The organism is Dactylosporangium sp. NPDC005572 (assembly GCF_040605515.1).
Classification (GTDB): Bacteria; Actinomycetota; Actinomycetes; order Mycobacteriales; family Micromonosporaceae; genus Dactylosporangium.
Genome location: NZ_JBEXCY010000284.1, coordinates 1 through 13,097, shown reverse-complemented (window position 1 = coordinate 13,097; position 13,097 = coordinate 1). Strand labels below are relative to the sequence as shown.

The following is a 13,097-nucleotide window of genomic DNA, read 5'->3' as shown; positions in this document are numbered from 1 at the left end:
CGGGGCAGCGCGGTGGCCGCCAGCCGGCGGGCGCGGGTGGCCAGCGCGACGACGACGGCCTCCAGCGGGCCGCGGCCCACGGTGTACCGCACGACGAGCGCGATGAGCACCACGGCGATGATCTGGACGAGCCAGCCGGTTGTCGCGCTGTAGGTGTCGTAGTCGGAGTTGATGAACATGACGTGCACGGTGTAGAAGCTCAGGGTCATGCTGCCGGCCGCGGCCAGGGGCGTCAGCACGGCCGTGGTCAGGCGGCGCAGGCTCCGGACGTTCACGTGGCCGATCAGCAGCAGGAGGCCGAGCACGGCCACGGCGATCCCGGTGGTGCCCAGGATGTCGAACTGGGTGCTGGTGTGCGGGGTGTCGATGGCCAGCCACCACCACGTCGACGACGGGGTGTAGCCGTTGCCGCCGAACAGCAGCAGTTCGTTCGTCTCCGCCACGCTGAGCCCGCTGGCCGGTTGCGCCGCCCAGATGTGCGCCAGCCCGTACCGGTGCAGCAGGAAGGACGAGGCCGCCGGCGCGGCGACGGCGAGGACCGTGCCGCCGGCGAGCAGTGCGGCCGCGACCCGGACCTTGGCCAGGTTCAGCCGGCCGATGAGGATCCCGGCGCACATGTAGGCCAGCCAGGCCGGCGACGGGTAGAAGCCGGTGAGCGACAGTTCGGTGAGCATTCCGACCGGATCGTCGGCCAGGCGGGCGAACGTCGGGTTCGCCAGGCTGGGATCCGGCAGGTGCGGCAGCAGGATGTGGTTGGCCGCCGGCCCGGCGGTGGCCAGGGCCACGCCGATCACGGCCACGGCCCAGGTCGGCAGGAACACCAGCGGGATGGCCAGCAGGAACACCACGGCGAGGTAGGGCAGGATCACCGAGTTCAGCACCGTGTCGGAGCCGCTGAGGAACAGGCCGATCGTACCGATCGCCAGCGCGCGGACGGCGAGCATCGCCACCGTGGGCCCGGCGTCGGCGCGGCGGACCGGCCGGCGGCCGGTCGCGAAGGTGACGCCGACCCCGGCGAGCAGTGCGAACGCGGCCGCGGCCTTGCCGCTGAACGCGAGGTCCGACCAGGTCGGGCGGCCGGCCGCGTCGGCCTCGTACAGGGCGTGCAGGGTGATCATGCCGAGCAGGGACACGCCCCGGGCGGCGTCGACCCCGACCAGCCGCGCCCGTTTCTGGGCCGGCTTTGCCGGTGGCGGCGGTGGAGAGTCGACCGGATCGGCGGAGACGGGTTCCGGGGTCGCGAGCTGTGTCATGGCTGCATCACCGTATTCACGAGGTCGAGTCCGACGTCGATGGCGGACTCGTCGATTACCGGCCCGGCGTCGGCGTGCCGGTCGCCGGTGGCCTCGGGATGCGGCCCGACGACGCCGACTCGATGACACGACGAAACTGACGCCGTACGGCTGGCAATGACCGATGCTGGCAGTTCCCGGCTCAGGCCCGGGTCGGTTGGCAGGGATTTCTCACAACGAGATCACCCACTCGGCGCGGACGCCCGGCAATCTCCGTCCGTGCCCCGCTCCGACCGCAGGAGCGCTCACACGCCGCCTCATCCGCCAGGTCCGACGCCCGAACGGCGCGACGCCCCGCCGGCGCGGTTGCACGGCGGGGCGAGGGCGGACGGCTCGGGCGGGCGATGCAATGATCAGTCCTCCGTTCGACGGTGCACCGCGCATCTTGGGTCGGGTTGGTCGAGTTCGTGCCAGACGTCTTCGATGCAGCTGCCGTCGAGCAGGTCGATGCGCGCGCTGCAGCGACTCCAGTGGCAGGTGCATCCGGCTCCGAGAGCCTCGTCGTAATCCATGACCGGATTCTCTTCGCGCGACCGACCCGACGAGACCGCCTCAAACCAGGCTCACACGCAGGCCACACCGCCGGCGCCGGCATCACCCGGCGCCACTACCCAGCAGGCTTGGGCGGGTGAACGCCGGCAACTGCTGACCTCAGAGGGTGCGGGCGTACGGGTCCCAGTCCTCCGGTACCGGCTCCACGTGCGGCGCCCGGCTGGTGACCTTGACCGGCGTGCCGGACTCGATCGACGCCGTCACCGCCGCGATCGTCTCCAGCACGTGGAACGCCAGCCGCCCGTCGGCCCGGTGCGGCAGTCCGGCCCGCACGGCCCGCGCGATGTCGAGCGCGCCGAGCCCGCGCCCGGCCACCGGCCCGGTGACCGGCACGTCGACCCAGTCGGCCGAGCCGCGCCGCAGCAGCCGTACCGGCCCGGTGAACTCGTTCGGGTCCGGCACCGACAGCGTCCCCTCGCTGCCGACGATCTCCACGTGGCCGACCCGGCGGTGCGGTGAGTCCCAGCTCAGCGTGCTCGACGAGGTCTGGCCGCCGGCGAAGCGGCTGACGAACGACACGTGCGTCGGGACCTCGACCCGGTGCTCGATCCCGGCGCCCGGGCCGTTGAGCGGGGTCCGGCGCGGGCGGGCGATCCGCCCGACGCCGTAGACGCTCGCGAACGAGCCGAGGGTCTGGGTCAGCGCCGTCAGGTAGTACGGGCCCATGTCCCACAGCGGGCCGGCGCCGCGGGACAGCAGCGTCTTGAGGATGGGATGGTCGTCCTGCGGGCCGGGCACCTCGAAGAGGGTCAGGCCGGAGAGGGGCTCGCCGATGTCGCCGCGTTCGACGGCCCGCCGGACGCTCTGCAGGCCGGCGCCGAGGAACGTGTCGGGCGCGCAGCCGATCCGCAGGCCGCGCGCGGACGCGGCGTCCAGCAGCTTCTCACCGTCTTCGACGGACAGCGCGAACGGCTTCTCGGACCAGACGTGCTTGCCGGCCTCCAGCGCGGCGAGCGAGACCTCCGCGTGGGCGGCCGGGATCGTCAGGTTGACGATGAGCTCGATGCCGGGGTGGGCCAGCGCCTCGTCCGGGGTGCCCGAGTGCGGCACCCCGTAGGCGGCGGCCTGCGCGGCGGCCCGCTCCGGCAGGAGGTCCGCGATCATCACCACGTTCAGGTCGGGGAACCGCGTGAGGTTGTCGAGGTACTGCGAGCTGATCCGCCCCGCACCGACGACACCGACGCCGACCGGTGCGCTCATGCGGCGGCCCCGGCCAGGCGCTGGGACAGGAAGGCGTGGCTCGCGGCGATCCCCTCGAAGATGTCGCCGGCGTACTCGTCGAACTCGACGGCACCGGCCTCGACCTGCGGCGCCGCCGCCAGGATCGCGTCGATCGGGAGCCGGCCCTGCCCGGCCGGGCGCTGCTGCAGGTTGTCGCGGCTGATCGGCCCGTCCTTGAGGTGCAGGAACCGCACCCGGTCGCCGAAGTCCCGCACGACGGCGACCGGGTCCGCGCCACCGACGGCGACCCAGTAGGCGTCGATCTCCAGGACGACCTCCGGCCGGACCTTGTCGACCAGGAGTTCCAGGGCGGTCTTGCCCCGGAACTGCCGCTCCAGCTCCCACCAGTGGTTGTGGTACCCGACCCGCAGCCCGTGCGCCGCCGCGCCGGCCGCGGCCCGGTTGAGGTGGCCGGCGATCCGGTCGACGTCCCCCTCGCTGGTCCAGAACTCCTCGGGGATGTAGGTGTCGATCACCGCCGTGGCGCCCAGCGACACGGCGGCGGCGAAGATCGCCTCGTGGTCGGTGTCGACGAGCGACGAGGTGAACGTCGCCACCGACAGGCCGTTGTCGCGCAGGGCCGCGGCGACCTCGGGGCCGCGCGAGTAGAGCTTGTAGGAGCACTCGACCTGCCGGTAGCCGATCTCGGCGACCCGCGCGAGGGTGCCGGCGAGGTCCTCGTCGAGGGCGTTGCGGACGCTGTAGAGCTGCAGGGACAGGGAGTTCAGGGATGCGGGCACAGGGACGGGCCTTTCCGGGGATTCACGGGGTGCGGGCGTGCAGGGCCTCGATGATGCGGATGGGGACGAGGGCGTCGCGGGGGTCGACGGGCAGCGGGCCGCCGCCGCGCAGCGCGAGCGCCAACCGCGCGTAGAAGTCGCGGTAGCCGCCGTGCTCGGTCGGCACGGCGGTCAGCGCGCCGTCGCGGCCGATCCGGCCGTAGGCGGACGGGTCCTCGACGCCGAAGGCGGGGTCCAGTGGGGACATGCCGGAGGCGAGCTGCGCCTCCTGCGGGTCGAGGCCCCACTTGGTGTAGGCCGACTCGGCGCCGAGCACGCGGAAGCGGAAGCCGCGCTGGGCGACCAGGCTGCTCATCGACAGGTGGGAGCGGACACCTGACTCGTGGGTCAGCGCGATGAAGGTGTCGTCGTCGTTGACGACGGCCACGTGGCTGTCGAGCTCGCCGTGGACCGCGGCGCTCACCGGACCGAAGAGCTGGATCGCCTGGTCGATGAGGTGGGAGCCGAGGTCGTAGGCGACCCCGCCGCCGTCGCGGCCGGCGGTGCCCTTCTTCCATTCCGGCCGGGGCCGCGCCGACAGCCATTCGAAGCGTGACTCGAAGCGCCGGACCTGCCCGAGGGCGCCGGACTCGACGAGCTTGCGGACGGTCAGGAAGTCGCCGTCCCAGCGGCGGTTCTGGAAGACGGTCAGGGCGACGCCCCGCGCCGCCGCCAGGTCGATCAGGGCCTGCGCGTCGGCGGAGCGCACGGCGAGGGGCTTGTCGACGACGGTGGCCAGGCCGGCCGACAGCAGGCGCGACGCGACGTCGACGTGGTGCGGGGTCGGGGCGGCGACGACCGCCAGCTCGAACCCGCCGGCGTCGGCCGCGGCGTCCACGGACGGCAGGATCCGCGCCCGCGGGTACTTCGCCGCGGCGGCGGCCGCCCGCTGCGGATCGGCGGTGACGATGCCGGCGAGCTCGTACGCCGGGTCGGCCTCGATGAGCGGCGTGTGGAAGACGGCGCCGGCCAGGCCGTACCCGACGACGACGGTCCGGATCCGCTCGGGTGTGTCCGTCATCGGGCCAGCTTCCCGACCTCGCCACCGATCGCGAGGCCGGTGCGGCCCGCGAACGCGGCGAGGATCCGCTGGCAGTCGAGGATGTCGGCGCGGCCGGCGGCGAGGTCCGAGCGGGGCGGGACCCCGGAGCGGACCATGGAGTGGAAGGCCTCCAGCTGGGTCTCGAACGCCTCGATCGGGCTGCGCTGCACGACGCGCCGCTCGGCGGCACCCTGGCGGCTGGTGACGGTCAGCTCGGTCGGCGCGTGCAGCAGGTAGGGCGACGGGAAGACGAGCTCGACGGTACCGCGGCCGTGCACGACCCGGATGCTCTCCCGGTAGGCGGGAAAGTCGGGCAGGTAGTGCCAGGACAGCGACCAGCGGCCGCCGCCGGCGAGCGACCCGACCGCGCTGATCGACGGCGGGTGCTCGCCGAACGAGCGCCGGTCGCGGCCGGGGTCGACCTCGGCGTACTTGGAGGTCTGGCGCCAGATGTCGGCCCACTCGACGGTGGCCGGCGGGGCGCCGAACGACCGCATGATGGACAGGTCGTGGGCGAGGCTGCTGACCAGCGCGCCCCGGTAGGCCCGCCAGGTCGCCTCGTCGGCGTCGCCGACGGCGGCGGCCCACAGCGCCCGGTCCTCGGCGTCGCCGGCCGCGGTCACCGACGGGGGCAGCGGCGCGGACGGGCCGGCGACCCGGGCGAGCGCGAGCTGCGAGGCGCCGGTCGGGTGCAGCACCGAGGCCTCGATCATGCGGATGTCGTCGACGTCGGCGAGCGCCTCGGCGGCGGCGAGGACCGCCGGGTCGTACTGCTTCATGTAGCCGAGCAGGATGGCCGGGCGGCCGAGGCCGGGCTCCGCGCCGATCAGCGCGTCGACCTCGGCGGTGGTGTAGGCCAGCGGCTTCTCGCAGAAGACCGGCAGCCCGCGCTCGAACACTGCGAGGACCTGCGCCGAGTGCGAGCCCCGGTTGAGCACCATGACCGCGTCGAGGCCGCCGGCGTCGAGGAGGTCCTCGAGGGTGGCGAACCGGCGGGTGGCCGGCACGCCGAAGCGGTCGCCGACCACCGCCACGACCTCGGGCGAGAGGTCGCAGATCGCGGCGATCGAGTAGAGGTCGCGCCGCTTGGACAGCAGCGGGAGGTGCACGGCCTGGGCGACCGCCCCGAGGCCGACGATGCCGAGGCGGATCGGTGCGGTCACGGCTGCTCCATCCGCAGCGCCGACTTCACGTGCACGCCCTGGCGCATCGCGGTGAACGCCTCTTCCCAGCGCTCGATCGGGTACAGCCCGCCGAGCACCCGGTCGGTGTCCAGCTTGCCGTCGGCGAACAGGCGCAGCACCTTCTCCCAGGTGTTCCACGTGTGGGAGTAGCAGCCGTAGAGCGTGACGGCCTTCTTCACCAGCGGGTCGAGGGTGAAGCCGAGCGGCTGCGGCCCCCAGCCCACCTTGGCGATGGCGCCGGCCGGGCGGACCAGCTCCATCGACTGCTGCAGCGCCGCGCTGACCCCGGTCGCGTCGACGACGAGGTCGGCGCCGAGGCCGTCGTGCAGCGAGGCGACCAGCTCGCGGGGGTCTTCCCGGGTGACGTCGAGGACGTGGTCGGCGCCGAGCTGCTTGGCGGTCTCCAGCCGGCCGGCGTCGATCGAGGTGCCGAGCACGACGGTGGTGGCGGCACCGCGCAGGAGCGCGATCTGCAGGGCGAGGATGCCGATCGCGCCGGCGCCCTGCACGACGACGAGGTCGCCGGGGCTGACGGCGGCCCGCTCGACGACGCAGTTGTAGGCGACCGCGAACGGCTCGGTCATCGCCGCGGTCTCGAAGGAGACGGTGTCGGGGATGCGGTGCAGCACGCGCGGCTCGGCCAGCATGTACTCAGCCATGGCGCCGTCGCGCTTGAGCCCGTACCCCTGGCGCTGGGGGCAGAGGTTGTACCGCCCGGCGCGGCACAGGGCGCAGACGCCGCAGATCGACGCGGCGGTCTCGCACACGACGCGGTCGCCGACCGACCAGCCGGTGACACCGTCGCCGACGGCGGTGACGGTGCCGGCCGACTCGTGGCCGAGCGTCACCGGCAGCACGCCGACCGAACTCTTGCTCTGGGAGTTCTGCCACATATGGATGTCGGAGCCGCACACCCCCACCGTGTGCAGCCGGACGATCACAGTTCCCGGCGCGAGGACCGGTTCTGGCACGTCACGCACCTCCAGGGCACCGCTCTCGTCGGCATACTTGACCAAGGCCTTCATGCGGCTGATCCTCCAGGATGCTCGGGGCGCACCAACAATAGAACAGAAAACTCCCAAAGTCTGTAGCCTTCCGCCCACATTCTGGTGCTAGGGTCTCGGGCCATGAGGATCGCGGCCTTCCCCAAGGGCGAGCTCGAAGCGATGGTCGTCCGCCGCAGCAAAACCGTCTTCGAATGGATCGAGGACGCTCGCACGCTCGGCGTCGACGGGCTCGAACTGCACACCGGTTTTCTCTGGTCCGCCGACGACGGCTACCTCGCCACCGTCGCCGACGCGATCGCCGGAGCCGGCTTCGAGATGCCGATGATGTGCGCGTCGCCCGACTTCACCAACCCCGACCCCGGCGTGCGGGCCCGCGAGATCGAGGCGCAGGCCTCGTTCATGCGCGCGACCGCGCTGCTCGGCGGCCCCGGCGCCACCTGCCGGGTGCTCAGCGGCCAGGCCCACCCCGAGGTACACCTGGAGCAGGGCCTCGACTGGGCGGCCGAGGCGATCACCGGGCTCGTCCCGCTCGCCGCGCAGCTGCGCATCACGCTCGCCATCGAGAACCACTACAAGGCGAGCACCTGGGCCTATCCCGAGTTCGCCCAGCGCCCCGAGGTGTTCCACGCCCTGCTCGACCGCATCGACGAGCGGGTGCACTTCGGCGTGCAGTACGACCCGTCCAACGCCCTCGTCGCCGGCGCCGACCCGGTCGGGTTCCTGCGCACCGTCATCGACCGGGTGGTCACCATGCAGGCCTCCGACCGCTTCGTCGAGCCCGGCGTCGACCTCGACGACCTCCGGTCGGCCGACGGCACCATCGGCTACTCCCCCGCCCTCAAGCACGGCGTCATCGGCCGGGGCCTCAACGACTACCCCGGCATCTTCACCGTCCTCAACGAGGCCGGCTACGACGGCTGGATCAGCATCGAGGACGGCGTCAACGGCATCGAGGAGCTGCGCGCCTCGGCGGCCTTCCTCCGCGACGCCCGCGACCGCTGGTTCGGCGGGTCGACCGCGGTCAGCGTCCGCAACCACGATGCAGCCCGCCGCGCGGCCGCCACCCCCTCCGCCGAAGGAGCACCCACAGCATGAGCCACTCGATCCGCGGCCTGCGGCGCGAAGACCTGACCCACGGCATCGTCCAGGTCTCCCTGGACCTGAAGAACCTCGACGACGGGCTGCGGATGGCCGCTATCGCGGTCGAGGCCGGCGCCGACTGGCTGGAGATCGGCACCCCGCTGCTGCTCGCCGAGGGCACCCGGGCGGTGCGTGCGCTGCGCAAGGAGTACCCGGACCACCCGCTGATCGCGGACCTGAAGATCATGGACGGCGGGTACGGCGAGACCGCGCTCTACGCCGAGGCCGGCGCGGACGCGGTCGTCGTGATGGGCCGCGCCCACGACGCGACCGTCCAGCGGGTGTGCGAGGCCGGCGCCGACTTCGGTGTGCTCGTCATGGGCGACGACATGGCCGCCGACGACCGCGTGGCCGAGGCGAAACGGCTCGAGCAGCTCGGCGTCGGCATGGTCCTGCACCACATCGGCCACGACCACCGCAACATGCACCGCGAGCTGGGCCTGTCCCCGCTGACCGACCTCCCGGGCATCGTCGCCGCCACGACCGTGCCGGTGCAGGCCGTCGGCGGGCTCTCCATCGACCAGGCGGTGAGCTGCCCCACGATCGGCGCCGGCGTCGTGGTGTTCGGCGCCCCGCTCGCCATCGACGACGAGACCTCGTTCACGATCCCCGAGGGTGACCTGCCCGCCGTGCTCGGCGACGCCATCGCCCGCGTGCACGCGACGCCAGTGCGCCGGTGACGGGCTTCCTGGGCCTGCACCACGCCACCTTCACCATGCCGGTCGGGGCCGAGGACCGGGCCCGCGCCTTCTACGCGGGCGTCCTGGGCCTGACCGAGATCCCCAAACCGGCGACGATGCGGCCGATCGGCTGCTGGTTCCGCACCGGCGCGCTGGAGATCCACGGCCTGCCCGACGCCGAGTTCCACCCCAACCGGCTCGGGCACCCGGCGATCCTCGTCGAGGACCTCGACGCGCTCGCCGCCCGGCTGTCCGCCCACGGCGTCGCCGTCGAGCCGGACGACCGCTTCCCGGGGCACCGGCGCTTCCACACGTACGACTGCTTCGGCAACCAGCTCGAGTTCCTCCAGCCACACGCAACGACCTGAAGAGGCGTCATGTCTGCACATCCAGGACACCCCGTCACCCTGTTCACCGCCCAGTGGGCCGACCTGCCGTTCGAGGAGGTGTGCCGGCTCGCCGCCGAGTGGGGCTTCGACGGTCTGGAGATCGCCTGCAAGACGCAGCACCTCGACGTCGACCGCGCGCTCGACGACGACGCCTACCTGCGCTCGATCCGCGACCTGCTCGACCGGCACAACCTCGGCGTGTGGGCGCTGTCCAACCACGCGCAGGGCCAGCTCGTCTGCGACGAACCGCTCGACTTCCGGCACCGCAACATCGCCGGCAGCCGCACCTGGGGCGACGGCGACCCCGAGGGCGTGCGGGCCCGGGCCGCCGAGCAGATGCAGAAGACCGCGATCCTCGCCCGCAAGCTCGGCGCGGACGTCGTCACCGGGTTCACCGGCTCGAAGATCTGGCGCTACGTCGCGATGTACCCGCCGGTGCCCGAGTCGGTCATCGACGACGGCTACGCCGACTTCGCCACCCGCTGGAACCCGATCCTGGACGTGTTCGACGCGGAGGGCGTTCGCTTCGCGCTGGAGGTCCACCCGAGCGAGATCGCCTACGACTACTGGACCACCCATCGTGCACTGGAGGCCGTCGAGCGGCGCGCGGCGTTCGGCATCAACTGGGACCCGAGCCACATGATGTGGCAGGACGTCGACCCGGCCAACTTCATCGTCGACTTCGCCGACCGCATCTACCACGTCGACTGCAAGGACACCCGCATCCGCAACCGCGACGGCCGCGCCGGCCGGCTCGGATCCCACCTGCCGTGGGGCCACCCGCGCCGGGGCTGGGACTTCGTCTCCGCGGGCCAGGGCGACGTCCCGTTCGAGGACGCGTTCCGCGCCCTGGAGGCGATCGGCTACACCGGCCCCATCTCGATCGAGTGGGAGGACGCGCGGATGAGCCGCCTCGACGGCGCGCCGCGGGCGCTGGCGTTCGTCCGGTCCCTGCTGTGGAACCCGCCGAGCGCACGGTTCGACCAGGTCTTCACCCAGCGCTGACACACTGCGGCCCGGCCCCCTCGGGGGCCGGGCCGCGTCATGCGTGCGGATCGGTGCCGTCGTCAGGCGGTCTTCAGGTTGGCCAGCACCGCGGCGGTGACCTCCGCCGTGCTCGCGGTCCCGCCGACGTCACGGGTGCGCGCACCGCCCGCCAGCGCCGCCTCGAACGCGGCGACCAGGTCGGCGGCGGCCGCGGGGTGGCCGAGGGCGTCGAGCATCAGCGCCCCGCTCCAGATCTGGCCGATCGGGTTGGCGATCCCCTGCCCGGCGATGTCGGGGGCGGAGCCGTGCACCGGCTCGAACATCGACGGGTGCCGGCCGTCGGGGTTGAGGTTGGCGCTGGGCGCGCAGCCGATCGAGCCGGTGATCGCGCCGGCGAGGTCGGAGAGGATGTCGCCGAAGAGGTTCGACGCCACGATCACGTCGTACCGGTGCGGCCGCAGCACTAGGCTCGCGGCGAGCGCGTCGATCAGCTCGCTGCCGGCTGTCACGTCGGGGTGCTCGGCGAGCACGCCCTGCACGACCTCGTCCCAGAACGGCATCGTGTGGACGATGCCGTTGCTCTTGGTCGCGGAGGTGAGCCGCCCGGCGTGCCCGGCGGCGCGCCGCTGCGTCGCGAGCCGGGCCGCGTAGCGGGCGACCCGGGTGACCCCGCGCCTGGTGAAGACCGACTCCTGGATCGCCAGCTCGTCCTCGGTACCGCGATAGATGCGGCCACCGACCTGCGAGTACTCGCCCTCGTTGTTCTCCCGGACGATCACGATGTCGACCGGTTCGGTGGCGGCGAGCGGCGACGGCACGCCGGGCAGCGTGCGCACGGGCCGCAGGTTGACGTACTGCTCGAACTGCCGGCGGATCGGGATCAGCAGCCCCCACAGCGTGTCGACGTCGGGGATGTCCGGCACGCCGACCGCGCCGAGGAAGATCGCGTCGTGCCCGGCGAGCCGGTCGAGGCCGTCGAGCGGCATCATCCGGCCGTGCGAGCGGTAGTACTCGGAGCCCCAGTCGAGGTCGTGCCAGTCGAGGACGATGTCGTGGCGGGCCGCGACGGCGTCGAGGCACTCGATGGCGGCCGGCACCACCTCCTGCCCGATGCCGTCGCCGGCGATGACCGCGATCCGGTGCCGCGCCCCGGCTGACGTCGCGCTCATTTCGTGGCCTCCGCCAGGTCCGCCCGCGCCGACCTGGTCGGCACCGCGACGACCTCGACCTCCTGCTGCTCGAGCATCCGGCGGTGCTCCTCGGCGATGCCGTCGTCGACGATGACGAGGTCGATGGCGTCCCAGCCGCAGATCTTGACCATCGCCGAGGTGAAGAACTTCGACGAGTCGGCGAGCAGCACGACCCGGTCGGCGACCTCGATCAGCGCCCGCTTGGTGATCGCGTCGAACCCGTTGCCGCAGAACGCGCCCCGGTCGCCGATCCCGCTGGCCGCGAGGAACAGCGCGTCCACCTGGAGGTTCCCGATCGCGGCCAGGGTCGCGGGCCCGTCGAACGACAGCGACTCCGAGTGCAGCGTGCCGCCGAGGCACATGACCTCGACGCCGAGGTTGCCGATGAGGCTGGACACCACCGGGAACGAGTGGGTGACCACCTTGAGGGCACGGTCGGACGGGAGCAGCTCGGCGACCTGGTGGCCGGTGGTGCCGGCGTCGATCGCCACGACCGACCCCGGGCCGATCAGCTCGATCGCCCGCAGCGCGATCGCGTGTTTCGCGTCGGCCATCTTGGTGTCGCGCAGCCGGTAGTCGCTGCCCTCCATGTCCTGTTTGGACAGGGAGCCGACCCCGCCCCGGAAGCCGCGCACCCGGCCCTGCTCGACCAGGCGCTGCACGTCGCGGCGGATCGTCATCTCGGAGACGTCGAACGCCTTGGAGAGCTCACCGATCGTGCAGAAGCCGTGGTCGATGATGAACTGCACGAGCCGCTCGCGCCGTTCGGGCGCCGAGGTGTACCTGAAGTTCTCTTCGACTGCGCTCATTGCGTACTCTCCCCAGTCCCTCGTCCCCGCCGGCCCACAGCTGACACCCGGATGCCTCTCGACACTAGGGTCTCCGAGCCGCTGCGACGATCTCACCGAGGGTCCGCAACCGCTCGGTCGAGCGCGCCTTGAGCGCCGTGTCGGTGTCGGCGTCGGCGACCGTGTCGGCCCAGATCGCGCGGCCGGCGAGGAAGCCCTGCGCACCGCCCAGGCAGGCCTCGCGCACGGCCGCGGCGAAGTCGGCCGGCGCGACGCCGTTGGAGAGCACGACCCACGGCTGGGGGACGATCTCGGTCATCCGCTCGGCGTGCTCGCGGACCCGCGAGACGTCGCCGGGGATGTATCCGGGCACCTCGGCCTTGTAGATGGACCCGCCGAGCGGGGCGATCTCGCGCGCGGCCTCGAGGATCGCCTCGAGCCGCGCCTCGGCGCTGTCCCACGTGTCGCCGGTGGCCGGCCGGGCGATCGCCTCGACCAGGCTGGCGACGCCGGCGGCCCGGGCGACGCCGAGGAACGACTCGACCAGCGCGGCCCGGGCGGCCGCCTGCCCGTCCGGTCGCCACATCACCAGCAGTTTGATCGCGTCGGCACCGACCTGGCGCACGTAGCCCGGGGTGACCAGCGGGTCGAGCGAGGTCTCGGCCACGCCCTCGCCGGGCGGCTGGTGCAGCACGTCCGCGGCAAGGATGAACCGGCAGTCGGGGCTGATCGTCCCGGGGCGTGCGTCGGCGACCGCGTAGGGGCGGTCGAGCAGCACGGCGGAGGCGAACGGTGACAGGGTACGGGTCGCGATCGTCTTGAAGTGCCGCAGCGCGTCGTCGCCGG

General features: G+C 72.7%; 15 protein-coding genes. 5 read left to right on the top strand and 10 right to left on the bottom strand.

What is annotated here, in order from left to right; translation table 11 throughout:
* Window positions 1-1,253 (bottom strand): heparan-alpha-glucosaminide N-acetyltransferase domain-containing protein (locus tag ABZS66_RS56370; RefSeq protein ID WP_354772364.1); only part of this gene is annotated, 1,253 nt, incomplete at its 3' end.
* On the opposite strand from ABZS66_RS56370, the gene ABZS66_RS56365 reads away from it, so the two are divergent.
* Window positions 1,247-1,393, top strand: coding sequence for a hypothetical protein (locus ABZS66_RS56365; protein WP_354772362.1), 147 nt, complete (start codon window positions 1,247-1,249; stop codon window positions 1,391-1,393). The genes ABZS66_RS56370 and ABZS66_RS56365 overlap by 7 nt on opposite strands.
* 252 nt (window positions 1,394-1,645) lie before the next feature.
* Here the strand turns inward: ABZS66_RS56365 and ABZS66_RS56360 are convergent, their stop codons facing one another.
* From ABZS66_RS56360 to ABZS66_RS56335, 6 genes are all read right to left on the bottom strand, one after another.
* Window positions 1,646-1,804 carry a hypothetical protein gene (locus ABZS66_RS56360; protein ID WP_354772360.1) on the bottom strand — a complete coding sequence of 53 codons (159 nt, stop codon included), beginning with the start codon at window positions 1,802-1,804 and terminating at the stop codon, window positions 1,646-1,648.
* A gap of 139 nt (window positions 1,805-1,943) precedes the next feature.
* The gene (locus ABZS66_RS56355; RefSeq protein WP_354772358.1) at window positions 1,944-3,044 is read right to left on the bottom strand and encodes a Gfo/Idh/MocA family oxidoreductase; all 1,101 of its coding nucleotides are present in this window, start codon (window positions 3,042-3,044) and stop codon (window positions 1,944-1,946) included.
* On the bottom strand, window positions 3,041-3,805 hold the full coding sequence (locus tag ABZS66_RS56350; protein ID WP_354772356.1) for a sugar phosphate isomerase/epimerase: 765 nt from the start codon (window positions 3,803-3,805) through the stop codon (window positions 3,041-3,043). The genes ABZS66_RS56355 and ABZS66_RS56350 overlap by 4 nt, the downstream gene beginning before the upstream one ends.
* A 22-nt stretch (window positions 3,806-3,827) precedes the next feature.
* The gene (locus tag ABZS66_RS56345) at window positions 3,828-4,865 is read right to left on the bottom strand and encodes a Gfo/Idh/MocA family oxidoreductase (protein WP_354772354.1); all 1,038 of its coding nucleotides are present in this window, start codon (window positions 4,863-4,865) and stop codon (window positions 3,828-3,830) included.
* The gene (locus ABZS66_RS56340) at window positions 4,862-6,049 is read right to left on the bottom strand and encodes a Gfo/Idh/MocA family oxidoreductase (protein WP_354772353.1); all 1,188 of its coding nucleotides are present in this window, start codon (window positions 6,047-6,049) and stop codon (window positions 4,862-4,864) included. The genes ABZS66_RS56345 and ABZS66_RS56340 overlap by 4 nt, the downstream gene beginning before the upstream one ends.
* Entirely contained in the window at window positions 6,046-7,095 is a 1,050-nt protein-coding gene (locus ABZS66_RS56335) for a zinc-binding dehydrogenase (RefSeq protein WP_354772352.1), read from the bottom strand. Before ABZS66_RS56335 ends, ABZS66_RS56340 begins: the two co-directional genes overlap by 4 nt.
* Window positions 7,096-7,197: 102 nt before the next feature.
* Between ABZS66_RS56335 and ABZS66_RS56330 the strand changes: the two genes are divergently transcribed.
* The 4 genes from ABZS66_RS56330 to ABZS66_RS56315 are packed head-to-tail and all read left to right on the top strand — an operon-like array spanning window position 7,198 to window position 10,291.
* Entirely contained in the window at window positions 7,198-8,172 is a 975-nt protein-coding gene (locus ABZS66_RS56330; RefSeq protein ID WP_354772350.1) for a sugar phosphate isomerase/epimerase family protein, read from the top strand.
* Entirely contained in the window at window positions 8,169-8,897 is a 729-nt protein-coding gene (locus tag ABZS66_RS56325; RefSeq protein WP_354772348.1) for an orotidine 5'-phosphate decarboxylase / HUMPS family protein, read from the top strand. The genes ABZS66_RS56330 and ABZS66_RS56325 overlap by 4 nt, the downstream gene beginning before the upstream one ends.
* A complete protein-coding gene (locus ABZS66_RS56320; RefSeq protein ID WP_354772346.1) occupies window positions 8,894-9,265 on the top strand; it encodes a VOC family protein in 372 nt (123 codons plus the stop codon). The genes ABZS66_RS56325 and ABZS66_RS56320 overlap by 4 nt, the downstream gene beginning before the upstream one ends.
* A 9-nt stretch (window positions 9,266-9,274) precedes the next feature.
* Entirely contained in the window at window positions 9,275-10,291 is a 1,017-nt protein-coding gene (locus tag ABZS66_RS56315) for a sugar phosphate isomerase/epimerase family protein (protein ID WP_354772344.1), read from the top strand.
* A 62-nt stretch (window positions 10,292-10,353) separates the two neighbouring features.
* On the opposite strand, the gene ABZS66_RS56310 is transcribed toward ABZS66_RS56315, so the two are convergent.
* The 3 genes from ABZS66_RS56310 to ABZS66_RS56300 all read right to left on the bottom strand — a co-directional run.
* Window positions 10,354-11,442 carry a tartrate dehydrogenase gene (locus ABZS66_RS56310; RefSeq protein ID WP_354772342.1) on the bottom strand — a complete coding sequence of 363 codons (1,089 nt, stop codon included), beginning with the start codon at window positions 11,440-11,442 and terminating at the stop codon, window positions 10,354-10,356.
* Entirely contained in the window at window positions 11,439-12,272 is an 834-nt protein-coding gene (locus ABZS66_RS56305) for a DeoR/GlpR family DNA-binding transcription regulator (RefSeq protein ID WP_354772340.1), read from the bottom strand. Before ABZS66_RS56305 ends, ABZS66_RS56310 begins: the two co-directional genes overlap by 4 nt.
* Before the next feature lie 64 nt (window positions 12,273-12,336).
* Window positions 12,337-13,097: hypothetical protein (locus ABZS66_RS56300; RefSeq protein WP_354772338.1), on the bottom strand; the 761-nt coding region annotated here is incomplete at its 5' end.

Bases quoted from the DNA above. Each gene is read 5' to 3' on its own strand.
- ABZS66_RS56315 (WP_354772344.1), top strand. From the start codon at position 9,275: ATGTCTGCACATCCAGGACACCCCGTCACCCTGTTCACCGCCCAGTGG.
- ABZS66_RS56355 (WP_354772358.1), bottom strand. From the start codon at position 3,044: ATGAGCGCACCGGTCGGCGTCGGTGTCGTCGGTGCGGGGCGGATCAGC.
- ABZS66_RS56345 (WP_354772354.1), bottom strand. From the start codon at position 4,865: ATGACGGACACACCCGAGCGGATCCGGACCGTCGTCGTCGGGTACGGC.
- ABZS66_RS56325 (WP_354772348.1), top strand. From the start codon at position 8,169: ATGAGCCACTCGATCCGCGGCCTGCGGCGCGAAGACCTGACCCACGGC.
- ABZS66_RS56330 (WP_354772350.1), top strand. From the start codon at position 7,198: ATGAGGATCGCGGCCTTCCCCAAGGGCGAGCTCGAAGCGATGGTCGTC.
- ABZS66_RS56335 (WP_354772352.1), bottom strand. From the start codon at position 7,095: ATGAAGGCCTTGGTCAAGTATGCCGACGAGAGCGGTGCCCTGGAGGTG.
- ABZS66_RS56305 (WP_354772340.1), bottom strand. From the start codon at position 12,272: ATGAGCGCAGTCGAAGAGAACTTCAGGTACACCTCGGCGCCCGAACGG.
- ABZS66_RS56360 (WP_354772360.1), bottom strand. From the start codon at position 1,804: ATGGATTACGACGAGGCTCTCGGAGCCGGATGCACCTGCCACTGGAGT.
- ABZS66_RS56310 (WP_354772342.1), bottom strand. From the start codon at position 11,442: ATGAGCGCGACGTCAGCCGGGGCGCGGCACCGGATCGCGGTCATCGCC.